General features: G+C 57.3%; 21 protein-coding genes. 14 read left to right on the forward strand and 7 right to left on the reverse strand.

Translation table 11 applies throughout. The annotated features are described in order from the left end of the window. Positions 1-25: 25 nt before the first annotated feature. Positions 26-1,252 (reverse strand): aminotransferase class V-fold PLP-dependent enzyme, encoded by a 1,227-nt coding sequence (locus ACR0I7_RS05570; RefSeq protein ID WP_480509232.1) that lies wholly within the window; start codon positions 1,250-1,252, stop codon positions 26-28. A 213-nt stretch (positions 1,253-1,465) separates the two neighbouring features. Here ACR0I7_RS05570 and ACR0I7_RS05575 point away from each other — a divergent pair, with 213 nt between their 5' ends. Then, on the forward strand, positions 1,466-1,846 hold the full coding sequence (locus ACR0I7_RS05575; protein WP_480509233.1) for a VOC family protein: 381 nt from the start codon (positions 1,466-1,468) through the stop codon (positions 1,844-1,846). Positions 1,847-1,901: 55 nt separating this feature from the next. Here ACR0I7_RS05575 and pyrH read toward each other — a convergent pair whose 3' ends face one another. Further along, complete coding sequence (gene pyrH / locus ACR0I7_RS05580; protein ID WP_480509235.1) at positions 1,902-2,654, reverse strand: UMP kinase; 753 nt, start codon at positions 2,652-2,654, stop codon at positions 1,902-1,904. A gap of 97 nt (positions 2,655-2,751) precedes the next feature. On the opposite strand from pyrH, the gene miaA reads away from it, so the two are divergent. The 5 genes from miaA to ACR0I7_RS05605 all read left to right on the forward strand — a co-directional run bounded on the left by miaA (position 2,752) and on the right by ACR0I7_RS05605 (position 10,459). Then, positions 2,752-3,645, forward strand: coding sequence for a tRNA (adenosine(37)-N6)-dimethylallyltransferase MiaA (gene miaA / locus ACR0I7_RS05585; protein ID WP_480509237.1), 894 nt, complete (start codon positions 2,752-2,754; stop codon positions 3,643-3,645). Positions 3,646-3,967: 322 nt separating this feature from the next. Beyond that, a complete protein-coding gene (locus ACR0I7_RS05590) occupies positions 3,968-5,638 on the forward strand; it encodes an ABC transporter substrate-binding protein (RefSeq protein WP_480509239.1) in 1,671 nt (556 codons plus the stop codon). A 119-nt stretch (positions 5,639-5,757) separates the two neighbouring features. After that, the gene (locus ACR0I7_RS05595; RefSeq protein ID WP_480509240.1) at positions 5,758-6,804 is read left to right on the forward strand and encodes an ABC transporter permease; all 1,047 of its coding nucleotides are present in this window, start codon (positions 5,758-5,760) and stop codon (positions 6,802-6,804) included. A 13-nt stretch (positions 6,805-6,817) separates the two neighbouring features. Beyond that, positions 6,818-8,281, forward strand: a complete 1,464-nt coding sequence (locus tag ACR0I7_RS05600; RefSeq protein ID WP_480509241.1) for an ABC transporter permease — start codon at positions 6,818-6,820, stop codon at positions 8,279-8,281. A 90-nt stretch (positions 8,282-8,371) separates the two neighbouring features. Then, entirely contained in the window at positions 8,372-10,459 is a 2,088-nt protein-coding gene (locus ACR0I7_RS05605; protein WP_480509242.1) for a dipeptide ABC transporter ATP-binding protein, read from the forward strand. A gap of 141 nt (positions 10,460-10,600) precedes the next feature. Here ACR0I7_RS05605 and ACR0I7_RS05610 read toward each other — a convergent pair whose 3' ends face one another. Beyond that, positions 10,601-11,173, reverse strand: coding sequence for a hypothetical protein (locus ACR0I7_RS05610; protein WP_480509243.1), 573 nt, complete (start codon positions 11,171-11,173; stop codon positions 10,601-10,603). Positions 11,174-11,382: 209 nt separating this feature from the next. Further along, positions 11,383-11,799: an ABA4-like family protein gene (locus tag ACR0I7_RS05615; protein WP_480509244.1), complete on the reverse strand. Its 417-nt coding sequence runs from the start codon at positions 11,797-11,799 to the stop codon at positions 11,383-11,385. 88 nt (positions 11,800-11,887) lie between these two features. Here ACR0I7_RS05615 and ACR0I7_RS05620 point away from each other — a divergent pair, with 88 nt between their 5' ends. Further along, positions 11,888-12,334 (forward strand): MarR family winged helix-turn-helix transcriptional regulator, encoded by a 447-nt coding sequence (locus tag ACR0I7_RS05620; RefSeq protein ID WP_480509245.1) that lies wholly within the window; start codon positions 11,888-11,890, stop codon positions 12,332-12,334. Positions 12,335-12,538: 204 nt separating this feature from the next. Here ACR0I7_RS05620 and ACR0I7_RS05625 read toward each other — a convergent pair whose 3' ends face one another. Further along, positions 12,539-13,117, reverse strand: coding sequence for a lytic transglycosylase domain-containing protein (locus tag ACR0I7_RS05625; protein WP_480509246.1), 579 nt, complete (start codon positions 13,115-13,117; stop codon positions 12,539-12,541). A gap of 205 nt (positions 13,118-13,322) precedes the next feature. Between ACR0I7_RS05625 and ssb the strand changes: the two genes are divergently transcribed. Together ssb and ACR0I7_RS05635 are read left to right on the forward strand one after the other, a co-directional pair. Then, a complete protein-coding gene (ssb, locus tag ACR0I7_RS05630; protein WP_480509247.1) occupies positions 13,323-13,829 on the forward strand; it encodes a single-stranded DNA-binding protein in 507 nt (168 codons plus the stop codon). An 18-nt stretch (positions 13,830-13,847) separates the two neighbouring features. Continuing rightward, positions 13,848-14,915: a site-2 protease family protein gene (locus tag ACR0I7_RS05635; protein WP_480509248.1), complete on the forward strand. Its 1,068-nt coding sequence runs from the start codon at positions 13,848-13,850 to the stop codon at positions 14,913-14,915. Positions 14,916-14,924: 9 nt separating this feature from the next. Here ACR0I7_RS05635 and aroB read toward each other — a convergent pair whose 3' ends face one another. Together aroB and ACR0I7_RS05645 are read right to left on the reverse strand one after the other, a co-directional pair. After that, positions 14,925-16,037, reverse strand: a complete 1,113-nt coding sequence (gene aroB, locus ACR0I7_RS05640; protein WP_480509249.1) for a 3-dehydroquinate synthase — start codon at positions 16,035-16,037, stop codon at positions 14,925-14,927. Then, positions 16,038-16,625 (reverse strand): shikimate kinase, encoded by a 588-nt coding sequence (locus tag ACR0I7_RS05645; protein ID WP_480509250.1) that lies wholly within the window; start codon positions 16,623-16,625, stop codon positions 16,038-16,040. It lies immediately after the preceding gene. Between the two features lie 79 nt (positions 16,626-16,704). On the opposite strand from ACR0I7_RS05645, the gene ACR0I7_RS05650 reads away from it, so the two are divergent. The 5 genes from ACR0I7_RS05650 to ACR0I7_RS05670 all read left to right on the forward strand — a co-directional run bounded on the left by ACR0I7_RS05650 (position 16,705) and on the right by ACR0I7_RS05670 (position 23,215). Beyond that, complete coding sequence (locus tag ACR0I7_RS05650) at positions 16,705-16,854, forward strand: hypothetical protein (protein ID WP_480509251.1); 150 nt, start codon at positions 16,705-16,707, stop codon at positions 16,852-16,854. After that, positions 16,844-18,370 (forward strand): hypothetical protein, encoded by a 1,527-nt coding sequence (locus ACR0I7_RS05655; protein WP_480509252.1) that lies wholly within the window; start codon positions 16,844-16,846, stop codon positions 18,368-18,370. Before ACR0I7_RS05650 ends, ACR0I7_RS05655 begins: the two co-directional genes overlap by 11 nt. 2 nt (positions 18,371-18,372) lie before the next feature. Continuing rightward, complete coding sequence (locus tag ACR0I7_RS05660; protein WP_480509253.1) at positions 18,373-19,329, forward strand: site-specific tyrosine recombinase XerD; 957 nt, start codon at positions 18,373-18,375, stop codon at positions 19,327-19,329. A gap of 63 nt (positions 19,330-19,392) precedes the next feature. After that, positions 19,393-20,700, forward strand: a complete 1,308-nt coding sequence (locus tag ACR0I7_RS05665; protein ID WP_480509254.1) for an HlyC/CorC family transporter — start codon at positions 19,393-19,395, stop codon at positions 20,698-20,700. Positions 20,701-20,797: 97 nt separating this feature from the next. After that, the gene (locus ACR0I7_RS05670) at positions 20,798-23,215 is read left to right on the forward strand and encodes a GcvT family protein (protein ID WP_480509255.1); all 2,418 of its coding nucleotides are present in this window, start codon (positions 20,798-20,800) and stop codon (positions 23,213-23,215) included.

Genomic DNA, 23,215 nt, shown 5'->3' on the forward strand with positions numbered 1-23,215 from the left:
GATACGACACAGAGCAGGAACCGGATTACAAAATCTCGTCAAGTGCGTTAATAAGCTGATCGACTTCCTGAGCAGACGTGTAATGCGTAAAGCTGAGACGCAGAACACCTTGCTCGGGATCGACCCCCATCGCCTGCAGGGGACGTACAGCGTAAAAGTCGCCTCCCCCTGCCATGATACCCTGTTTGGCGAGTTCAGCCGCCACAGGCTCGGCCGCCCGGTTCAATGCGAGGGCAACGGTCGGAGCCCGGTGCGCAGCGTCAGCAGGGCCGATAAGGCGCAGCGTGTTCCGGTCTTTGACCGCGTCCAGCAATGGCTGCAGCAACGCAACTTCGTGCGTGCGCATCAGATCATGCACAAATGCGCCACGTTGCGCGAGCCCTTCGGTCGGGCCACCGTGATGATCGCAGAGCAGATCGATATAATCCGCCATCCCCGCACTGGCCGCGATCTGCGCATGATCAGGGCCCGCCGGTGTAAAACGCTTATAAAGGACGCCACCGTTGAAGTAATGCGCCTGGTTTGGCAGCAATTCACCCAATGCGCGACGGATGACCATACATCCCTGATGTGGGCCATAGGTTTTATAGGTCGAAAACAGATAGATATCGGGGCCAAGGTCCCCCACATTCGGAAATCCATGCGGCGCATAAGAGACGCCATCAACACAGACAAAGGCCCCGGCGGCGTGGGCAATTGCGGTGATTTCGGTCACGGGATTGATCTCACCGATCACGTTGGAACAGTGCGGAAAACACACCAGACGCGCTTTTTCATCCAGCAGGTTCTCTAAATCGCTCGGGTTCAGCGAACCGGTTTCCGGATCAATCTGCCATTCACGAATTTCAATGCCATCGTCAGCCAGACGACGCCACGGGCCCGAATTTGCTTCGTGATCCTGATTTGTGACAATGATCGCCTCACCCGGCTGCATCCACTGACGCAAGGCCTGCGCAAGAACATAGGTATTCTGCGTGGTCGACGGGCCAAAGCTGAGCTCATCGTTTTCCACCCCCAAGAGCGCGGCCATCCGGGCGCGGGCCTCGTCCATCTCAGCGCCGCCAAGTTGGCTCACCTGATAAGACCCATAGGGCTGGACCTTGCGCTGCGTGTAAAAGCGGGTCAGGCGATCGATGACCGGCTGGCACGTGTACGAACCGCCCGCATTCTCAAAGAACGCCTGCCCTTTCAGATCTGGCTCTGCAAAGGCAGGGAACTGGGCCCGTACGAAATCGATATCAAGGGTGCTCATAGCGTATTGCTCCTCAATCCTAGCTGTCGTTAACCGGGTCAGTCCGGGGGTCAGTCGACCAGAATGCTGTTGTCAAATGATTGGCGGAACAGGGAAACTGCTTCAAGCGGAAACGTTGCAGCGTAGTCGGCCAACCCTGTTCACTCCCTGATGTCACAAAATGTCATCAGCCAATGAGACTGTGCAATCACTCATCAATCACAGAGGTTTCTCATGAGCTATACTCCCAAAGATTTTCTGGTTTGGGGCGAACTCCCCGTGACCGATCTGGACCGTGCCATTACATTTTATTCGACGGTCACCGGTGCCGAACTGAAGGTGGACATGTCCGACCCTAACCCAATGGTCATGTTCAAACCCGAAAACCCGAAAATCGGAGTGGCGCTGCACCTCTACCCGGGAAAACCGGCGCGCGATGGTGAGGGGCCGACGCTGCATCTGGCAGCCGAAGGCGCGTTGGAAGACATTATGAAACGTGTTGAAAGCGCTGGCGGTCAGGTGGTGTCAGGCGCGATACCGATTCCTTCCGGGCACTTTTTCTATGCAAAAGATCCCGACGGCAATTCGGTCGGTTTCTATGAACCCAAGAACTGAAACAACAAGGGCCCCGGATAAACGCCGGGGCCCATTTGCTCACATTGTCTGACTGTCAGCCCTGAACTTTGGTATAAGTCCCCTCGCCCGCCAGAATACCGCGGAAACCACCAGGCTCATCCAGTCCGAATACGATCAGCGGCAGGTTATTGTCGCGCGCCAAAGCAATGGCCGAGGCATCCATGACCCGCAGGCGCTTGGCCAATACGTCGTCATAAGTCACTGTATCATAACGGACCGCATCGGCGTGTTCTTTGGGGTCTTTGTCATAGATGCCATCTACGCCGTTCTTACCCATAAAGATCGCCTCGCACGCCATTTCGTTTGCGCGCAGAGTCGCAGCCGTATCGGTCGTGAAATAAGGGTTTCCGGTGCCTGCGGCAAAGATACAGACCCGCTTTTTTTCAAGGTGGCGCACCGCGCGGCGGCGGATATAGGGCTCGCAGACCTCATCCATGCGGATCGCCGAGATGACCCGAGTGAAGACACCGACGCCTTCTAATGCAGATTGCATCGCCAGCGCATTCATGACCGTTGCCAGCATGCCCATGTAGTCAGCCGTGGTGCGCTCCATCCCCTGTGCCGAACCGGAGAGCCCGCGAAAGATATTGCCGCCACCGATCACCATGCTGATCTCAACACCCAGATCGTGAACCGACTTTACCTCTTGGGCGATCCGCTGAACCGTGGGCGGATGCAGACCGAATCCCTGATCCCCCATCAGCGCCTCGCCCGAAATTTTCAGCATCACGCGATTATAGGTTGTTTTGGGGGCTTCGGCGGTTTCTGTGGGGGAAGACAGGCTCATGTTGCGCTCCGGGCTGGCACGGGTTTATTTTCCGGCGCAAAATGAAGCAAAAGCCGCGCAGGTTCAATGCGAATGGTAAGGAATAAGGCAGCTGAATATGGCCGAAGACTCTCAAACGCGCCTTTGCGACGTGCTGCCACCAATTCCCGACGACAAACCCGTTCTGATCGCCGGCCCGACCGCCTCGGGCAAGTCGGCACTGGCCCTTGAGATTGCGCAACGGTTTGGGGGCGTAATCGTCAATGCGGATGCCAGTCAGGTCTATGATTGTTGGCGCGTCATTTCAGCCCGGCCATCTGCGCAGGAGGAGGCGCAGGCCCCGCATCGTCTCTATGGCCATATCGCCTATGATCAGACCTACTCAACCGGCCATTGGCTGCGCGAGGTCACAACGCTGCTGAACGGTCAACACCGCCCGATCATTGTCGGCGGTACAGGGCTATATTTCAGCGCCTTGACCGAAGGTATGGCAGATATTCCGGCGACGCCAGCGGCAGTCCGGGCAGAAGCCGATCAGATGTCTTTGACAACACTGCTGGATGCGCTGGATGCCAAGACCCGCAGCGGCATAGACATTCAAAACCGGGCCCGTGTTCAGCGCGCATGGGAAGTTCTGAAGGCAACCGGCAAGCCGCTGTGCGAGTGGCAATCCCAAACGCCCCCGCCGGTTCTGCCTCTGCACGATACCGTCCCGATCGTCTTTGATACTGAAAAGGACTGGCTGCTTGATCGCATCAATCGCCGTTTCGACCTCATGTTGCAAACAGGCGCGCTGGAAGAGGTTGAAGCGATGCGCCATCTCTATGAATCGGCGCTGCCTGCATTCAGAGCTATTGGTGTCCCCGAATTACTGGCCTATCTCGACGGGCAGCTCTCGTTGGATCAGGCCCGCGAGAAAGCGACCATCGCGACCAGACAATTCGCAAAGCGACAGCGCACCTGGTTTAGGGCCAGAATGAAGTCATGGAACTGGATTGCGGCAACCGGGTGATCTGCCGAACGCTTGATGCGGCCTGACACCATATAGAATACAAATGTATGCCGAACGGAGAGTACTTGTAACGCCACGGTTGGCATATTTATGATGTTAAGTGAACCGGTTGTGGGCGCCTGCACTTTCCACGGCAATGTCGGTTTTGTCTCATAGATGACGATTTCGATCATTGACCTAGCTAAAATTCTGGTGCCGAATGCATCTATGGGGATGCTTGGTATCCAACAAAAGAAATCCCGCGTACCCGCTCGGTCGACCTGATCTGTCCTGAGCGGTCCGGGTCCAATCCATAATAATAAAATGTCACAGGGAGACATTCATGGAAAACCACACAACAACCGGAACACCGGTTCATTGGGCCGCAGAATTGCATGCTCAGGAATATCGGGAAGGCAAACTGAGCCGGCGTGAGTTTCTGGCACGCGCGACCGCTTTGGGCGTCGCCGTACCAACAGCTTACGGGTTGATCGGGCTACAGTCGCCCGCCTCAGCGGAAGAACCGCAGCGCGGTGGCACCATTCGCTATCAGATGGAAGTGCGCGCGCTCAAAGACCCGCGCACCTATGACTGGACGCAAATCGCCACCTTCACAGCGGGTTGGCTGGAATATCTGGTCGAATACAACAATGACGGCTCGTTCAAGCCCATGCTGCTGGAAAGCTGGGAATCGAACGCAGACGCCACCGAACACACGCTTAACGTCCGCAAGGGTGTGAAGTGGAACAATGGCGACGATTTCACCGCCGAAGATGTGGCGCGCAACATTGCAGCTTGGTGTGACGCGTCGCTAGAAGGCAACTCGATGGCCTCGCGCATGGCGACCCTGATCGATGAAGGCACACAGCAGGCCGCAGACGGCGCAATCACCATTGTCGACAGCCACACAGTCAAGTTGAAGTGTAACGCGCCCGACATCACCATTATCCCGGGCATGGCTGACTACCCAGCGGCAATTGTCCACAGCAGCTTTGATGCCAACGATGTTCTGGGCAATCCGGTTGGCACCGGTTTCATGCTGCCCGAAAGCCACGAAGTTGGCGTCAAAGGCGTGTTGGTACGCAACGAAGACCACGAATGGTGGGGTTATGCGGCTGGCAAAGGCGGCTATATCGACCGGATCGAGTTCATTGACTACGGCACCGACCCTGCTGCGTTCCTGGCGGCCTATGAAGCCGAAGAGATCGACATGAACTGGGAGTCGGTTGGTGAATTCGTCGACATCTTTGACAGCATCGGCCTGACCCGTTCCGAGATTCCGTCAGGCTTCACCATTGTCATCCGCCCCAACCAGCTTGCCGAAGATGCGGACGGTAACAAGATTTACGGCGACAAACGGGTCCGTCAGGCGCTTGCCATGGCGGTCGACAATGAGGTCTGCCTTGAGCTTGGCATGTCTGGCTACGGCATCCCTGCCGATAACTGCCATGTCGGCCCGATGCACCCGGAATACGACTCGGCGATCACGCGCATGCCATATGATCCGGCGGCGGCCAAGGCGCTGATGGATGAGGCCGGGATGGGCGATTATGAGCACGAGGTGCAGTCCATCGACGACGACTGGCGGCGCAACACGACCGCCGCTGTGGTAGCGCAGCTGAACGATGCCGGGATCAAGGCAAAGCACACGGTTCTTCCGGGCTCGACCTTCTGGAATGACTGGACCAAATACCCCTACTCGTCGACCAACTGGAACCATCGCCCACTGGGCACACAGGTTCTGGCGCTGGCCTACAAGTCGGGTGTAGCCTGGAACGAATCCGGCTTCTCCAACGAAGAGTTCGACGCCTTGCTGGCGCAGGCGAACTCGATCGCGGATGTGGATCAACGCCGCGAAGTGATGGCCAAGCTTCAGGCGATCCTGATCGACGAAGGCGTGGTCATTCAGCCCTATTGGCGAACTGCCATGCGTCACCACCGTGACAATCTGGTAGGTGTTGAAAAGCACATCGCGGACCTGCCTCAGCTTTATAAGTTCGGCATCAAATCCTGATCCAAAACCCGAAGGCCGCACCACCAAGGTGCGGCCTTTTCGCAAGGATGCCGCGAATATAATAACAGCAATGCGTGACGCTGAACTTTGCGCGCGCCGGCCTACCAACAGGGGCTAACATGGGACTATTCATACTAAAGCGCATCGGCATCATGCTGATGACGGCGCTGTGCCTGACATTTCTCGTCTTTTTCCTGACTAATCTCTATCCGAACCTCGAAAAGCTCGCAAAGACGCAGGGCAATTTCCGGATGTCGGATGAAGAGGTCAGAAGCTTTCTGGAAAAAGGTGGATATCTGCAACCCGTACCCGTCAAGTATGGCGAATGGCTGGGTGTGCTACCCTCTTATCGCTATACTAATGACGATGGCAGCGTTCAGGGCCGATGCATTCTACCCGGAACAAACGCCGAGGACGCTCCTCAGTTTTGCGGCATCCTGCAAGGGTATTGGGGCTATTCCACGGTATTCAAAAAAGAAGTCTCAGAAGTTATCGGAACCCGCCTGAGTTTGACAGGTAGGCTGATGCTGTGGGTCATGCTGCTAATGGTCCCCTCCGCCCTGATACTTGGCATTCTGGCTGGTATGCGCGAAGGGTCAGCGACCGACCGGACGCTTTCGACCTTTGCCATCACAACCACGGCCACACCGGAATATGTCTCGGGCGTGATCTTCATCGCGATCTTCACTTCATCTGCTGTTGGATTGAAATGGTTCAAAGGCACGGCAACGCAGGCGATGGAAAACCCCACGTTTGAGAACTTCTTTCTGCCGGTTTTGACAATCGCACTCTATGGCATGGGGTATATCGCCCGAATGACCCGCGCCTCGATGACCGAGGTGATGACCGCGCAGTACATCCGAACCGCGCGCCTAAAAGGCGTGTCTTTCCACAACATTGTCATGAAGCACGCGCTGCGCAACGCGCTGATCGCACCCTTTACGGTTATTATGCTGCAGTTCCCATGGCTGCTGAACGGCGTGGTGATCGTAGAGACCCTGTTCAACTACAAGGGCTTTGGCTGGGCGCTGGTCGAGGCGGCAGGAAACAACGACATCCAGCTTTTGCTGGCGATCTCGGTTGTTTCGGTCTTTGTGGTTCTGTTTACGCAGCTGATATCGGATATCGGCTACGTCTACCTCAACCCGCGCATTCGCATCTCGTAAGGGAGGATAGATCATGGAACCCCTAAGCTGGACCGGCTCTATCGCCTTCCTCAACCCCATCCTTCTGATCGCACTTGTCCTGCTGGCGCTGTCCATTGTCCTTTGGATGATCGCAAGCTTCTTTCAGTCAGAAGCACCGGTATCGGTGAATGCAGACGGAACGTTAAGTTCCGGCGGCGGCCTGCGTGGCCTTGCGCAAACAGCGCTGCACTATTCGTTCCTGGCAAGCGTTGGTGCTGTGCTGGCCTATCTGGTGCTGGGCATCTTTATGGGCAGCAGCGCAGGCATTGTCGGCGCGATCTCTCAACAATTCCTGCCTGTATGGGTCGCACTGATTATCCTCTTTGCAATGTCCATGGCGTTCAAACGCCGTCTGGGCCTGTACGGCAAACTCTATGACAGCCCGATTGGTATGATCGGTTTTGGGCTGGTCATGTTCTGGGTCTTCACCGGAATTTTCGGAGCGCTTGATCTGATCGTCACCCACGATCCGCTGTCGCAGCTTTCAGGCATGAAGAACAAAGTGCCGGGAACGCCACTGCCGAATGCCGAGGAAGGCGAGTATGCTTGGTATCTGCTGGGCGGAGACAACCTGGCCCGCGACGTGTTCAGCCGCATGGTCAAAGGCGCCTGGATCGTTGTGCAGATCGCACCGCTTGCGACGCTGTTTGCCTTTATGGTGGGGATCACCCTGGGCCTGCCTGCAGGGTATTATGGCGGACGTCTGGATACGCTGCTGTCGTTCCTTGCCAACCTGATCCTCGCCTTTCCGGTGATCCTGCTGTTCTATCTGCTGGTCACACCGGAAATCGTGGCGACGGGCGTGCCAAACTATATGGCGGCGGTTCTGTTCATCTTTCCGATACTGTTTGTCGGCGTTCTGCTGAACTCGCGATACTACACGCGGCCAAACTTTCGCACGCCTCTGCTGATCGGAGTGCTGGGCATCGCGTTCTGGCTGTACCTGTCGCTGATCTCGACTAAGGGCTACATCATCAACACCGACAGCTACAGCATATGGGGGCTGCCGACCTATCTGGACCTGTTCGACATTCCGGGCGGTATCCTTGTGGTGTTCGTCTCGGTGGTCTTCGTGAACTCACCCACGGTGTTCCGCATCGTGCGCGGGCTGGCACTGGACATCAAAACCCGCGACTACGTCGCCGCCGCTCAGACACGCGGGGAAGGCCCGTGGTATATCATGCTTTGGGAAATCCTGCCCAATGCGCGTGGCCCGCTGATCGTCGATTTCTGTCTGCGGATTGGTTATACCACCATCCTTCTGGGGACCTTGGGCTTCTTCGGACTGGGCCTGCCACCGGAAAGCCCCGACTGGGGGTCGACGATCAATGAAGGGCGCAAGCTCTTGTCGATCTATCTGCACCCCGCCCTTCCACCTGCCTTTGCACTGTTGTCGCTGGTTCTTGGTTTGAACCTGCTGGCAGACGGCCTGCGCGAAGAAAGCCTGAAGGACTAATGTGACAGTGTCCGGGGGCCTCCCCCGGACCCCCAGAACATTTTAGCCAGATGACGGGAATACCCCTGACTCTCGCGAGGAGTACGTAAGATGAACAAACTGGCGGATTATGACGGGCCTATTCTTGAGATCGACAAGCTGTCGATTTCCTTCTTTACCCGGCTCAGGGAAATTCCGGCCGTCATGGATTTCTCAGTCAGCGTGCAACCCGGCGAGGCGGTTGGCCTGGTCGGTGAATCCGGCTGTGGCAAGTCGACCGTGGCGCTGGGCGTCATGCAGGATCTGGGCAAAAACGGGCGCGTCGTAGGTGGGTCGATCAAGTTCAAGGGTCGCGATCTAAGTGAGATGACGGCTGAGGAACTGCGCGACATTCGTGGCAACGAAATTGCGATGATCTATCAGGAACCGATGGCCTCGCTGAACCCGGCGATGAAAATCGGCAAACAGCTGATGGAAGTGCCGATGATCCACGAAGGCGTCAGCAAGGAAGAGGCTTATGCCCGCGCGCTGGAGGTCGTGACCGATGTGCGCCTGCCGGACCCCGAACGGATGCTGAACTCGTTCCCGCATCAACTGTCTGGTGGACAGCAGCAGCGGATCGTCATCGCAATGGCATTGATGTCGAAACCGGCATTGTTGATTCTGGATGAACCCACAACCGCGCTGGACGTGACGGTTGAGGCCGCCGTGGTCGAGCTGGTCAAGGATCTGGGTAAGAAATACGGCACCTCGATGCTGTTTATCTCGCACAATCTTGGGCTGGTTCTTGAGACCTGCGACCGCCTGTGTGTGATGTATTCCGGTGAGGCGGTCGAGCGAGGCTCGATCCACGACGTGTTCGACGAGATGCAGCACCCCTACACGCAGGCGCTGTTCCGCTCGATCCCGCTGCCGGGGGCTGACAAGAATTCACGGCCATTGGTCGCTATTCCGGGGAACTTTCCCCTGCCCCATGAGCGCCCGCCCGGTTGCAACTTTGGTCCGCGGTGCGACTATTTCGAGGAAGGGCGCTGTGATGCGCAGGACATCGTTATGGAGGCCGTTCCGGGCAATGACCGCCACCACACGCGTTGCCTGAAGTTTCAGGAAATCGACTGGAATGCGCCGATCACCTTGGGTGAGCAGAAAGAAAAAGGCGCGATCGGCAAAACCGTTCTGAAAATGGACAACCTTAAGAAATACTATGAGGTTGCAGCCAATGCCCTGTTCGGGGGCGGAGAGAAGAAGGTTGTAAAGGCCAATGAAACGCTGAGTTTCGAGGCGCACGAATCCGAAACCTTGGCCATTGTGGGCGAATCCGGTTGCGGAAAATCGACCTTTGCTAAGGTTCTGATGGGCCTTGAAACGGCAACGGATGGCCAGATTCTGCTGGACAATCGCAACATTGAGGATGTGCCGATCGAAGAGCGCGACGCCAAGACGGTTGGCGAAGTACAGATGGTGTTCCAGAACCCGTTTGACACACTGAACCCGTCGATGACGGTCGGGCGTCAGATCATCCGCGCGCTGGAGATTTTCGGCGTTGGTGATTCAGAGGCGGATCGCAAGAAACGGATGCTGGAGCTGCTCGATCTGGTGAAACTACCCCGCGCTTTTGCGGAACGCATGCCGCGTCAGCTGTCGGGGGGACAAAAGCAAAGGGTCGGGATCGCCCGCGCCTTTGCCGGTGATGCCCGGATCGTTGTGGCGGATGAACCGGTATCGGCGCTGGATGTGTCGGTGCAGGCTGCGGTGACCGACCTTCTGATGGAAATCCAGCGCGAGCATAAGACGACCCTGCTGTTCATAAGCCATGATCTGTCAATTGTCCGCTACCTCAGCGATCGGGTCATGGTGATGTATCTGGGTCATGTGGTTGAGTTGGGTACAACTGATCAAGTCTTTGCCCCCCCTTACCACCCCTATACCGAAGCGTTGCTAAGCGCGGTGCCTATTGCCGACACGTCAATTGAGAAACAGCATATCGTGCTGGACGGCGATATCCCGTCGGCAATGAACCCACCCCCCGGATGCCCGTTCCAGACGCGCTGCCGCTGGAAGTCGGAAGTTCCCGAAGGGCTGTGCGAAAAGGACGTACCGCCCGTGCAGACACTGGCCGATGGACATCAGGTCAAATGCCACTTGGCCGAGGATATCCTTGCCCGCATGGAGCCGGTCATAAAAATCGCGGCCGAATAGATATGCACCACGAAGCTCCGGGGCAGACACAATTCGGCACCCTGGGCGCGAGTTGGATATCAATATATGTTAGCTGCAAGATACAAGATTTTGTGGCTGACGACCCGGTTAAGAAAGCGGTTGCTTAGACAACGGTGCGCCTCAATACACGCTTTGAAATATCTTCGACGTATTGACACTGCCCTTGGTGCGATCCTGCGACCACAATTCATAACGAATACCATGCTTTGCAAGTTCCAGAAAAACCCGATGAGGGTTAATGCCTGCGGCTTCGCGATCAAAGGTCAGGATACGGTCATCGGTCAAATGTAGCTCGAAGCGTTCCCTGGTTTCAGTGTGCTCGCCATCGCTGTCTTGGCCTGTACGAAGCGTTTCAAGCCGCAATGCCTTTGCGATCTTACCAAGTTCGATATCCATCGGCAAATTCTCACAAGGTATGGCTGCATCCCATTTTAGCCTGCCGTCACCTATTGTGGCTTTCCAATCTCCCGGTGTGGTGAAAATACTCCATGTTTTTCGCCCCTCGCTCAGTGCAAACGCACCGCCCGCCAATGCGCAAAGAGCAAAAACCACTTTGAAAACCCCTCCGATATGATCGGCCGTGTGAATTGCGAAAATGTAAAGTACAGGCCAGATCAGCCCGACGCAGACCCACATAAGATGTGTGCTGGCGACGCGTAGCTTTGATGATCGAATGACGGACTGTTCTATCATAATTGTGCGTTAACACGAAAGGGCACCGGAAATATGGCAAAAGCCACGTCAGACTATGGGTCGCTCGTTTCCATCGCGGTGAATACGAGCCCATCACCACATTATCTGAAACGATAGCTTGGATCGCAAAAAGACCAAGGCCCACTGAGAGCCCAAAGAAGATGGATGCTGCGAATTGGGTGAAAGACCGCTTTGCAGATTCAGGCGCGTTACCGGTAGACTCGCAACGCGCGAATAGCCTGAAATGCAAGCAGGCCCGCGGGTCCGAACAAGAAAATCAAAGGGAGACATGGTGCGACCAGCATGAAGCTCATTTCCTCCGACCTCGCCTTGCGGCAGGCCCAAGCGCCGATAAAGAGATCGAAGGCTAAAAAGTGGACCCAGCCTGCCAGGACAGCTTGTTCGTAAGAAAACAAACTCATGACGTCCGCCAGTGTTCCAAAGCCTCCGCCACTTTCAGCCGCCGGTAGTATCAAGAGGAACAGATAACCAAAAGAGAGCAAAAGTGGCAGGATCATACCTGCAACGCGATCCGACCACATTGGGATGAACGGCGACAGGAGGAGCATCAACCATCCCGCCATGGCGATGACACTGGCAAATGAGAACATATTTTCAAGAAACATATCTGGATACCTGAGTAAGTGAAAAACGACAAAATATATCTCGTGCAATATACTTGCATGTGCAATTGATTCGCAATATTTAGACGCTATGACTGATTTGTGTACAACCAGCGCGCTGCGTTTGATCCAAGTCGCCGATGACTTCCGGGCCGGACTATCCGGCGAGCTTTCAGCCGTTCATGGCATATCCGTGAATGAATTCCTGTTACTGCTCCACCTTGAACGTGCGACAGCTAACCGTCTTTCAAGGGTCGATTTGGCAAAGCGTATGCACGTGAGCGCCTCAACAATCACGCGCATGGCAGCTCCGATGGAGAAAATCGGATTGGTTGGTCGGGAAGTTGATGACCGAGATGCAAGGCTTGTGTTCGTCGTGGCGACAGATACTGGGCGAAAAAAAATGTCTCAAAGCCTCGCAACGTTCTCGAAGCGCGCGGGCTATTTGTTCAATGATCTTTGGGAAGGCAAAGAAATCGAGCAATTGTCTCAGATGCTACGACGTATGATCGGAGGGACAGGTGACACACTTGCTTGAAGAGGCCAATTACTTCAGGCTGATAGTTGCGAAGCTTTAGCAAATGTTCACTTGGTCCCGCGTCCCACGAGTTCCTACACGACACAACGAATTGACCGCACGAGCTTGGAATGCTTGAGGATCCGCACAATGTTGCGTAACGCAGCCCACCCGCAAGTTTCATAAAATTCAGTCCATCGACGCCGCAAAAAATACCGACAGGTGCTAACCGCCCCAGATGACTTTCACATAGTTCTGGGTTTCCGCGTAAGGTGGAATGCCACCGTGTTTTTCGACGGCTTTAGGACCCGCGTTATAGGCGGCCAGCGCCAGGCGCCAGGATTTGAACTTGCGATATTGCCACGACAGATACCGCGCCCCGCCTTCCAGGTTCTGTTTGGGGTCATGTGGATCGACCCCCAACAACTGCGCGGTCTGTGGCATAAGTTGCGCCAGCCCCAGCGCACCCTTGTGGGATTTTGCGGTCGGATTCCATCCGCTTTCCTGCTGAACGAGACGCAGGAATAATTCTTCGGGCACGTTGTGAAGTCGCGCAGCATTCCGGGCCATAGCCAAAAATTCACCACGATACTGGCCGGAATAGCGTTTGCTGAATTTACCTTGGGCGGTTTTGGGCTTGAGGCGCTCTGAATCGCGATATTGCGACGCTGCACGCGAATCCAAAACCTTGGCCTGTTTCAGGAAAATGTCCTTGCGGTTCTTGGTCGACAACACGTCGGCCTGACCCGGCGCGGACATCAGAACAAGGCAAACAACAGAAAAACCACCAACCAGAAAACGCATGCACGTCAATCCCGCTCGTTCAAAACCAGATGGAGTATATGTATTTCAGGTGAAAATGAAAGCATGGTTAAGAAACCAACAAGATTCCCCGTATGACTGCGGCGCGATCAACTCTGTTTTAACCAAGACACAGGCCGTATAGGGTCACCGGTGAACAAGGCATCAGATTCGGATGCAACGAAAGCAATGAAGGACAGGGAAACATATGGCGGGTTCAGTCAACAAAGTCATTCTGGTCGGTAATCTTGGCCGTGATCCCGAGGTGAGAACGTTCCAGAACGGTGGCAAAGTCTGCAACCTGCGTATCGCCACTTCGGAAACCTGGAAAGACCGCAATACGGGCGAACGCCGCGAACGGACCGAATGGCATTCGGTTGCGATCTTCAGCGAAGGTCTGGTGCGCGTCGCCGAGCAATATCTGCGCAAGGGCTCCAAAGTATATCTGGAAGGGCAACTGCAGACCCGTAAATGGCAGGATCAGTCCGGTCAGGATCGCTACTCGACCGAAGTTGTTCTGCAGGGCTTCAGCGCAACGCTGGTCATGCTGGATGCGCGCGGCGAAGGTGGCGGTGGTGGCTATGGCGGCGGTCAGTCCGGCGGATATGGCGGAGGCCAGGCTGGCGGCGGTTATGGCGGCGACCCCTATGGCGCGCCCTCAAGTGCTCCTGCACCGGCCTCGGGCGGAATCGACGACGACGAGATTCCGTTCTAAACAAAACGGAGGCACGACATGACATGGTCCTTCCCCGTAGGCCGGTTGCTCGGCTCGGAGCTGAGGGTCCATGTCACCTTTTTCCTGCTGTTGGCCTGGGTCGGATTTTCGGCCTACTCCGCTGGTGGACCTGCTGCCGCCATCGACAATTTGATCTTTGTTCTGGCGCTGTTTGCCTGCGTGGTGGCCCATGAATTCGGCCATGCGCTGATGGCGCGGCGCTTTGGTATCAAAACACCCGATATCACCCTGCTGCCGATTGGCGGGCTGGCGCGGCTGGAACGTATGCCCGAAAAACCGATGCAAGAGGTCATGGTTGCCCTTGCGGGGCCAGCCGTGAACATTGTGATCTGGGTGCTGCTACTTGCCCTTGGCGCAGGGGTGCAGTTGGACGCGTTCGCCGCAATTGAATCGCCGCAATCCGGTTTGCTGGCGCGTCTGGCTTACGTCAATCTGCTTTTGGCTGTTTTCAACATGATCCCGGCCTTTCCGATGGATGGCGGCCGCGTTTTCCGGGCGTTGCTGTGCCTGAAAATGAACCGCGTGAAAGCCACGCGTGTGGCCGCGCTGAGCGGTCAGATGGTTGCGGTCGCGCTGGGTTTTGCCGGCCTTGCGTTCGGCAATCCAATCCTTGTTCTTATCGCAGTCTTTGTCTTCATCGCGGCCAATGCCGAAAGCCAGGATGTCGCGATGCGGTCTATTGCGCGACGGGTGCTGGCGCGTGACGCCATGATCACAGAGTTTCACGCGCTCTCGCCGACCGACACGCTCAACACCGCGGCACAGGCCGTGATCCACACAACCCAACACGAGTTTCCCGTGCTGGAAGATGGCACGCTATTGGGATTTGTAACCCGAGACCGTCTGTTCGCGGCGTTGGCCGGCGATCATCCCCGATCTAATCCGGCGACCTCGGTCATGGATACCGACATTCCTCAAGTCTCACTGACCACAGGCCTCGAAACCGTTCTGAGCCGGTTGCACAATGGCGCACCCGCCATCGCAGTATGTACAGAGACGGGACGGATGGTGGGCTATATCACCCGGGAAAACATCGGTGAGCTGATGGTTATTCGCGGACGATAACGCAAGGGATCAACAGGTTGCCAGCGCGTCCTCGAGCACTGACAGAACCGCATCGCGCGGGACGTCGGATGTGACAAACGCCTGTCCGATCCCACGCGCCAGAACAAACCGCAGCTGCCCGTCCAGAACCTTTTTGTCCTGGGCCATCAGATCGATCAAAGCTTCTGCATCGGGAAGTTCGCCGGGAATATCGGCCAGGTCGGTTTTCATTCCCATCGCTTTCAGGTGCGCCCGCACCCGGCTGGGGTCTTCTTGCGGGCACAAACCCAGGCGCGCCGACAATTCAAAGGCCAGCGCGCAGCCAACCGCAACGCCTTCCCCGTGCAGCAACCGGTCTGAATACCCTGTTGCGGCCTCAAGCGCGTGACAGAATGTGTGGCCTAGGTTTAAAAGTGCCCGATCACCTTGCTCAGTTTCATCGCGGGACACGATATCCGCCTTCATCTGAACCGAGCGTGTCACCGCCTGCACACGCGCGGCCATATCTCCGGATGACAGCGCAGGACCGTTAACCTCGAGCCATTCGAAGAACGCCGCATCGCCGAGAAGGCCATATTTTACGACCTCGCCATAACCGGCCAGAAAATCCCGCGCTTTGAGAGTCCCCAGTACCGAGGTATCGGCCAAGACCAATAAAGGTTGGTGGAACGCGCCGATCAGGTTCTTTCCATGCGGTGCATTGATGCCGGTCTTGCCGCCAACCGAACTGTCGACCTGCGCCAACAGCGAGGTCGGGATCTGGACAAACCGCACCCCACGCCGCAGCACCGCAGCGGCAAAGCCCGCCAGATCACCGATCACACCGCCGCCAAGGGCTACGACCACATCGCGCCGCTCGATCTTTTCTGACAGCAGCCATTCGACGGCACGTTCGAAATGCGGCCAGCTCTTGGTCGCCTCTCCGGCTGGCAGGGCCAATGCGGTCATCTCAATCCCTGCACGCGCCAGACCGTCGCGCAGAGCCTCAAGGTGGTGCTGCGCGACCGTTTCATCGGTGAGCACCGCAACCCGCGGACGCGGCAGCAGCGGCGCAATACGCACCCCCGCCTCTGTCAGAAGATCGGGGCCTATTTCAACGTCATAGGACCGCGCGCCAAGATCTACGTGAACTGTCTGATGCATCTATTTCTTTTCCAAAACATCGGCGCGTGTCACCAATTCGTCCAACACGCGGTCTACCATATCTTCAATCGCTGTCTCGCCATCCGAATTGGCGACCAGATCGGCCTGTGCATAGATCGGCACACGTTCTTCGTACAGCGCGCGCAGGGTCGCATAAGGGTCAGCGGTCTGCAGCAGAGGGCGCGTATCTTTGTGCCGTACCCGGTTCCAAAGCACCTCGAGATCGGCGCGCAACCAGACGGACACACCGCGCAGTGAGATCATCTGCTGGTTTTGATCCGACAGAAACGCCCCGCCCCCGGTCGACAAGATGCCTTTTTCTTCGTCCAGCAAGCGGCCAATGACTTGGCTTTCCTTGCTGCGAAAGAAGGCTTCGCCATCGCGTTCGAAAATCTCGGGGATCGTCATATTGGCCGCCGATTCGATCTCGGCATCGCTGTCGAGAAACGGAACCGACAGCCGAGCGGCCAGAGCGCGGCCTACAGCGGTCTTGCCGGCCCCCATCATACCCACCAAAACAACGGTTTTATGCAGTTCATAGCGCTGCACGGCATCAGAGCCCGAGGTGTTATGCTTAATTTCGCTCATTTCACCGTGAATGACGTGATCTTGGAAAAAATGCCAGTTATAACTTGGGCAAAAGCGAAAATTGAGGCAGCGTTGAACCATGGGCCGTCTGATCAAGTTCCTGATATACCTAATTTGCCTCGGCTTCATCGGGCTGGTGGCTTACGCCTATGTCGGGCCATTCTTTGGTGCAGACTTTTCTGCACCGCAAACCGAAATCCGCGAGCCGGTAATCCTGAATGCTGACTAGAGCTGCGCTGCTAGCGCTTGTTCTGACCGGAACGGCGCAGGCCCAGTCGCAGGAACCCCTTTCCGTCATCGACTGGCTGAGCGATCCGCCCGAGAACCTGCCTGGAACCGTTCTGCTGGAACCACCGGTCACGCAGACCGGCCTGCAGCCGGATGTGCAGGTCACCCCACTTGAGGCGTTATCGCCACCGCTGGGATTGGTATCGTCCTCGGTCACCGGCCTTCCCGTTGATCTGTGGCAAGGCAGCGAGCCCAAGCGTCTGGCCGAGCTGTTAGATAGCGTCCCGGTCAAATCCAACCCGTCAATGCAAAAGCTGCTGTTCACACTGTTACTGTCCGAGGCGCGCGCGCCAATCAGCTCGGGCGACCCGGATATTCTCTTGCTCGCGCGTCTTGATCGTTTGATGCAGTTGGGCGCGTCCGACCCTGTTCAGTCTCTGGTACAGTTGGCCGGCCCGACAGATACGCCCGCGCGATTCAAACGCTGGTTTGACGCAACGCTGTTGACCGGGGATGAAGACCGCAGCTGCACCGCCCTGATCGCCCAACCCTATCTTTCGCGCGATTATGCGGCGCAGATATTCTGCAAGGCCCGGCGTAGCGACTGGGCGTCAGCCGCGCTGACGCTTCAGGCCGCACACGCATTGCAGGTTCTGCCACCCGCGCAGCTGGATCTGCTGGACCGCTTTCTTAGCCCAGAACTGTTTGAAGAGGCCGGTTACCTTCCGCAACCCGATCATCCTGACCCGCTGACCTTTCGCCTGTTCGAAGCGATAGGAGAGCGTCTGCCAAGCACCGCCCTGCCCCGCGCCTTTGCCAATGCAGACCTGCGCGATGTTGCTGGCTGGAAAGCGCAAATCGAGGCTGCCGAGCGGCTGACCCGCATTGGCGCGCTGACCCCCAACCAGCTACTTGGCCTCTATACAGAACGTTCGCCTGCGGCGTCGGGCGCGGTGTGGGACAGGGTCGCAGCCATACAACGGTTCGAAACCGCGCTGGAAACAGGCAACGAAGATGCAATTGCCAAGACTTTGCCGCTGGTCTGGAAGCAGATGCGCAGCGTCGGGCTTGAGGTGCCATTCGCCGAACTGTTTGCCCCCCACCTCTCAGCGCTGACCCTGCCCAACACCCGGTCCGAGAACCTGCGGTTGAGGGTTTTGCTTTTGTCAGAACTCTATGAAGAGGCTGCGTCCGAGATTCCTGAAGGGTCGTCAGACAACGAATTCCTGGCAGCGCTGGCGCAGGGCGATCCGGCACGTGCATCATCGCCCTCTCCTTTGGCGGATGCGATCTCGGAAGGATTTGCCTGGTCTGCGCCCGTGCCGACCGACATCAATGCGATGCTGCAAAACGGTCAGCTGGGTGAGGCTATTCTGGAATCGATGCAGCTCTTTGCCCACGGCGCGCGCGGCAATCTGGTTGACCTGACGGCGTCGATTGCCGCCTTCCGGCGCGTTGGACTTGAGGATACAGCCCGTCGTGCCGCTCTGCAGTTGCTGATCCTGCAAGGCACGTGACAATGCCCGGCCCGGCCACTTCCGACCTGTGGATTTCCACGTTTCTCGAGGCGCAGGCGGCCGAATTGGGGGCCGCGACCAACACGCTGTTGGCCTATGGCCGCGACCTCAAGGATTTTGCGGGCTGGCTGGCACGGCGTAAGATCGGTTTTGCCGAAGCCGACCGAGATCAGATAGAAGGGTATCTGATTGACTGTGATGCGCAAGGATTGTCCCGATCAACCCGCGCACGGCGTCTTTCGGCAATCAAACAGCTGTATCGCTTTGCATTTGAGGAAAGCTGGCGCGAAACCAATCCGGCGATCCAGATCAAGGGACCGGGGCGGCAGAAGCGGCTGCCCAAAACGCTGGACGTTGCCGAGGTCGACCGCCTGCTGGAGGCTGCCCGCCAAACCGGGCGCAGCGCCGCTGATCGAGTCCGCAACACCTGTCTGATGGAGCTTCTCTACGCCACCGGCATGCGTGTGACCGAGCTGGTGTCCTTGCCGGTCTCTTCTGCGCGCGGCGATCCGCGGATGCTGCTGGTGCTGGGCAAAGGGGGTAAAGAGCGCATGGTTCCGCTGTCGCCGCCCGCCCGTGAGGCTTTGGCCGTCTGGCTGAACGCACGTGATGAGGCAGAGGACGAAGCCGTCGCAAAAGGCGGTCAGCGGTCTCGGTTCCTGTTCCCCTCACGCGGGAAATCTGGTCATCTGACGCGGCACCGGTTCTTTTTGCTGGTCAAAGAACTAGCCGTTCAGGGCGGGGTTTCGCCCGCAAAAGTCACACCCCACACCCTGCGCCACGCCTTTGCCACCCATCTTTTGGCCAATGGCGCGGACCTGCGGTCGATACAAACCTTGCTGGGCCATGCCGATGTGGCCACAACCGAAATCTATACTCATGTTCTGGATGAACGTCTGGCCGAGCTGGTTTTGCAGCATCACCCATTGGCCAAGGACGATGACAACAACACAGGCTAAGCCCTTGATTGGGCGGGTCTGCGGCCCCATAACGAATGCAGCGACATAAATATTCAAGGAACGATGGAACCCAACCCCTCTCTGATCGATGGTGCCTTCTGGATCACAACCGGTGCCATCCTGCTTTTGCTCGTCCTGTCGGGCTTTTTCTCAGGTTCTGAAACTGCGCTGACAGCGTCGTCTCGTGGTAAGCTTCGGGCGCAGGCCGACAAGGGTTCGCGCGGTGCGCGAAAGGCGCTGGATATCACCGACGACAATGAGCGTCTGATCGGGTCGGTCCTACTGGGCAACAACCTGGTCAATATCCTTGCCGCATCTTTGGCCACAGCACTGTTCACCCGCCTGTTCGGTGAAAGCGGCGTCGCACTAGCGACGCTGGTCATGACCTTGCTGGTTCTTATTTTCGCTGAGGTTCTGCCCAAAACCTATGCAATTACCAATGCCGAAAAAGCGGCCGCCGCTGTCGCACCGGTGATCAGTGTCGTTGTCACGGTCTTCTCTCCGGTGGTTGCAGCCGTCCGCCTGCTGGTGCGCGCCGTGCTGCGCCTGTTTGGAGTGCAGATCGACCCTGACAGCAATATCCTTGCCGTTCGCGAAGAAATCGCCGGCGCCCTGCAACTGGGCCACTCCGAAGGCGTCGTCGAAAAAGAGGACCGCGACCGCATTCTGGGTGCGCTTGATCTGGGTGACCGCACCGTTGAAGAGATCATGCTGCACCGCTCGAATATTGAAATGATCGATGCGGATGCAGAACCCGAGGCAATCCTGAAACAGTGCCTCGAAAGCCCGCACACCCGCCTGCCCGTCTATCGTGACGAACAGGAAAACATCGTGGGTGTTGTTCATGCCAAGGATCTGTTCCGCGCCATGTACGCAAAGGTTGGCGGCACCGATGGCGATGCCGAACAGCTGCGGTCTTTCGACATCATCAAAGTGGCGAACGATCCCTACTTTGTGCCTGAAACCACCACTCTGGACGACCAGATGCGGGAATTCCTGCGCATGCACAGCCATTTTGCCCTTGTGGTGGATGAATACGGATCGTTGCGGGGCCTGATCACGCTTGAGGATATTCTGGAAGAAATCGTCGGCGAAATCGCTGATGAGTTTGACATTGACGAGGACGTACAGGTCACCCGCTCGGACGACGGCCAGTTCCTTGTCGAGGGCGCCATGACCATTCGCGACGCCAACCGCGCGCTGGATTGGTCCCTGCCGGACGAAGAAGCAAACACCGTGGCGGGGCTTGTCATCCACGAGGCGCAGATGATCCCCATCGTCGGACAGGTCTTTTCGTTCCATGGTTTCCGGTTCGAGGTCACAGCGCGTGAAGGCAACCGGATTACCGAGTTGAAAGTCCGCCCCCTATGATCTCAGCCTGAGACACAAAAACGACAAGGCGCGTCGTTTTTCTGACAGATGAGCGCCTGACGGACCTGCACCTTCGCGACAAGGCAAGGAGGTGCAGATGAAAAACACGTCTCGGGTGGTCGTGATCGGCGGCGGTGTTGTCGGGTGTTCTGTGTTGTACCACCTGACCAAGCTTGGCTGGTCGGATGTCATGCTTGTTGAACGGTCCGAGCTGACAAGCGGTTCGACCTGGCATGCGGCGGGCGGGTTTCACACCCTGAATGGCGATACGAACATGGCCGCGCTGCAAGGCTATACCATCCGTCTCTATCGTGAGCTGGAAGAGATCACAGGCATGTCCTGCGGTCTGCACCATGTTGGCGGTGTGACGCTTGCTGACAATCAGGACCGCTTTGACATGCTTCTGGCCGAACGCGCCAAGCACCGGTTTATGGGCCTCGAGACCGAGATCGTGGGGCCGGAAGAGATCAAGAAGATCGCCCCCATCACCAACACCGATGGTCTTATCGGCGCGCTCTATGATCCCCTTGATGGACATCTTGATCCTTCGGGAACCACCCATGCCTATGCCAGGGCGGCCCGAATGGGCGGCGCAACGATTGAAACCCATTGCATGGTGCGCGAGACCAATCAGCGCCTTGACGGAACATGGGACGTGGTCACCGACAAAGGTACTATTCAAACCGAACATGTCGTGAATGCAGGCGGGTTGTGGGCGCGCGAGGTGGGCGCAATGGCGGGCATCTACTTCCCGCTGCACCCGATGGAGCATCAGTATCTGGTCACAGACGCGATCCCTCAGATCGAAGCCATTGTCGACGCGGGCGGAGAACATCCTCATGTCATGGATCCCGCCGGCGAAAGCTATCTGCGTCAGGAAGGCCGCGGCCTGTGCATCGGCTTTTACGAACAGCCCTGCAAGCCATGGGCGGTGGATGGAACGCCGTGGGACTTTGGCCATGAGTTGCTGCCCGATGACTATGACAAGATCACCGACAGCATCGAATTCGCCTATAGACGCTTTCCGGTTCTGGCCGAGGCGGGCATCAAGTCGGTGATCCACGGCCCCTTCACCTTTGCGCCCGATGGTAACCCCTTGGTTGGGCCGGTTCCGGGGGTGCGCAACTATTGGTCCGCCTGCGGGGTCATGGCCGGGTTCAGCCAGGGTGGCGGCGCTGGGCTGACTCTGGCCCAATGGATGATCGAAGGCGAACCGGAACGCGACGTGTTTGCGATGGACGTTGCGCGGTTCGGCGATTGGATCAGCCCAGGCTATACACGCCCGAAAGTCATCGAGAACTATCAAAAACGCTTTAGCGTTGCCTACCCCAATGAAGAGCTGCCCGCCGCGCGCCCGAACCGCACCACACCGATGTACGACATCTTTTCCAGTCTCGGCGCAGTTTGGGGGCAGCAATACGGGCTTGAGGTGCCCAACTATTTCGCCATGGAGGGCGAACCAACCTATGAAACGCCATCTTTCCGGCGGTCAGATGCCTTCGGGGCGACAGGGCGCGAGGTGCGGTCCGTCCGCAGCAGTGTTGGCATCAACGAGGTCCACAATTTCGGCAAATATCTTGTCACCGGCCCTCAAGCCCGCGCCTGGTTGGACCGGATCATGGCCGGGCGCATCCCCCAGCCCGGACGCCTGAGCCTGACGCCCATGCTGTCACCTAAAGGCAAGCTGATCGGTGACTTTACGGTCTCATGCCTTGAGGCCGAGAGGTTCCAGCTGACCGCCTCTTACGGCAGTCAGGCTTTTCATATGCGCTGGTTCCAGAAGCATCCAGAACCGGGCGTAACGGTCGAGAATATTAGCGATAAACAGAACGGGTTTCAGATCGCCGGGCCGCTGGCCGCCAAAGTTCTTGCCGCCTGCACACGCGACGACATCGCCGACATGAAATTCCTCGACTTGCGGGTCATGACTATAGGCATGACCGACTGTATCGTGCAGCGCGTCAGCTATACCGGCGATCTTGGATACGAGGTTTATTGCGACCCGATGGCCCAGCGTCAGCTGTGGCAGACGCTTTGGCAGGCTGGTCAGCCCCATGGCATGGTACCGTTTGGCATGCGCGCTATGATGAGCCTGAGGCTGGATCGGTTCTTTGGGTCTTGGATGCGGGAATTCTCGCCCGATTATACAGCCGCCGAAACAGGGCTGGACCGGTTCATCGCCTTCTCCAAGACCTCCGACTTCATCGGCCGGGCCGCGGCCGAGGCCGAACGGGCCAATGGAACTGCGCGCAAACTGGTTGCGTTTGAGGTGGATGCGAATGATGCGGACGTGAACGCCTATGAACCGATCTGGTTGGATGGTGTGGTCGTCGGTTTCTGCACGTCCGGCGGATACTCGCATTATGCAAAGAAATCCGTCGCCATGGGGTTCCTGCCCACGGACCGCATCGCAGATGGGTTGCAGGTCGAAATCGAAATTCTGGGCGAGATGCGCAAAGCGCGCTGGATTTCAACGCCGCTCTTTGATCCGAGCGGCGCGCGCATGCGGGGCTGA

It is taken from the genome of Ruegeria sp. AM1 (genome assembly GCF_056540745.1).

What these genes read in the sequence shown, in the direction of transcription:
- ACR0I7_RS05620 (WP_480509245.1), top strand. Translation starts at nt 11,888, where the DNA reads ATGACTGATTTGTGTACAACCAGCGCGCTGCGTTTGATCCAAGTCGCC.
- ACR0I7_RS05660 (WP_480509253.1), top strand. Translation starts at nt 18,373, where the DNA reads ATGCCCGGCCCGGCCACTTCCGACCTGTGGATTTCCACGTTTCTCGAG.
- ACR0I7_RS05590 (WP_480509239.1), top strand. Translation starts at nt 3,968, where the DNA reads ATGGAAAACCACACAACAACCGGAACACCGGTTCATTGGGCCGCAGAA.
- ACR0I7_RS05600 (WP_480509241.1), top strand. Translation starts at nt 6,818, where the DNA reads ATGGAACCCCTAAGCTGGACCGGCTCTATCGCCTTCCTCAACCCCATC.
- ACR0I7_RS05610 (WP_480509243.1), bottom strand. Translation starts at nt 11,173, where the DNA reads ATGATAGAACAGTCCGTCATTCGATCATCAAAGCTACGCGTCGCCAGC.
- ACR0I7_RS05665 (WP_480509254.1), top strand. Translation starts at nt 19,393, where the DNA reads ATGGAACCCAACCCCTCTCTGATCGATGGTGCCTTCTGGATCACAACC.
- ACR0I7_RS05615 (WP_480509244.1), bottom strand. Translation starts at nt 11,799, where the DNA reads ATGTTTCTTGAAAATATGTTCTCATTTGCCAGTGTCATCGCCATGGCG.
- ACR0I7_RS05625 (WP_480509246.1), bottom strand. Translation starts at nt 13,117, where the DNA reads ATGCGTTTTCTGGTTGGTGGTTTTTCTGTTGTTTGCCTTGTTCTGATG.
- ACR0I7_RS05655 (WP_480509252.1), top strand. Translation starts at nt 16,844, where the DNA reads ATGCTGACTAGAGCTGCGCTGCTAGCGCTTGTTCTGACCGGAACGGCG.
- ACR0I7_RS05650 (WP_480509251.1), top strand. Translation starts at nt 16,705, where the DNA reads ATGGGCCGTCTGATCAAGTTCCTGATATACCTAATTTGCCTCGGCTTC.
- miaA (WP_480509237.1), top strand. Translation starts at nt 2,752, where the DNA reads ATGGCCGAAGACTCTCAAACGCGCCTTTGCGACGTGCTGCCACCAATT.
- ACR0I7_RS05570 (WP_480509232.1), bottom strand. Translation starts at nt 1,252, where the DNA reads ATGAGCACCCTTGATATCGATTTCGTACGGGCCCAGTTCCCTGCCTTT.
- pyrH (WP_480509235.1), bottom strand. Translation starts at nt 2,654, where the DNA reads ATGAGCCTGTCTTCCCCCACAGAAACCGCCGAAGCCCCCAAAACAACC.
- ACR0I7_RS05635 (WP_480509248.1), top strand. Translation starts at nt 13,848, where the DNA reads ATGACATGGTCCTTCCCCGTAGGCCGGTTGCTCGGCTCGGAGCTGAGG.
- ACR0I7_RS05645 (WP_480509250.1), bottom strand. Translation starts at nt 16,625, where the DNA reads ATGAGCGAAATTAAGCATAACACCTCGGGCTCTGATGCCGTGCAGCGC.
- ACR0I7_RS05670 (WP_480509255.1), top strand. Translation starts at nt 20,798, where the DNA reads ATGAAAAACACGTCTCGGGTGGTCGTGATCGGCGGCGGTGTTGTCGGG.
- ACR0I7_RS05595 (WP_480509240.1), top strand. Translation starts at nt 5,758, where the DNA reads ATGGGACTATTCATACTAAAGCGCATCGGCATCATGCTGATGACGGCG.
- ssb (WP_480509247.1), top strand. Translation starts at nt 13,323, where the DNA reads ATGGCGGGTTCAGTCAACAAAGTCATTCTGGTCGGTAATCTTGGCCGT.
- aroB (WP_480509249.1), bottom strand. Translation starts at nt 16,037, where the DNA reads ATGCATCAGACAGTTCACGTAGATCTTGGCGCGCGGTCCTATGACGTT.
- ACR0I7_RS05575 (WP_480509233.1), top strand. Translation starts at nt 1,466, where the DNA reads ATGAGCTATACTCCCAAAGATTTTCTGGTTTGGGGCGAACTCCCCGTG.
- ACR0I7_RS05605 (WP_480509242.1), top strand. Translation starts at nt 8,372, where the DNA reads ATGAACAAACTGGCGGATTATGACGGGCCTATTCTTGAGATCGACAAG.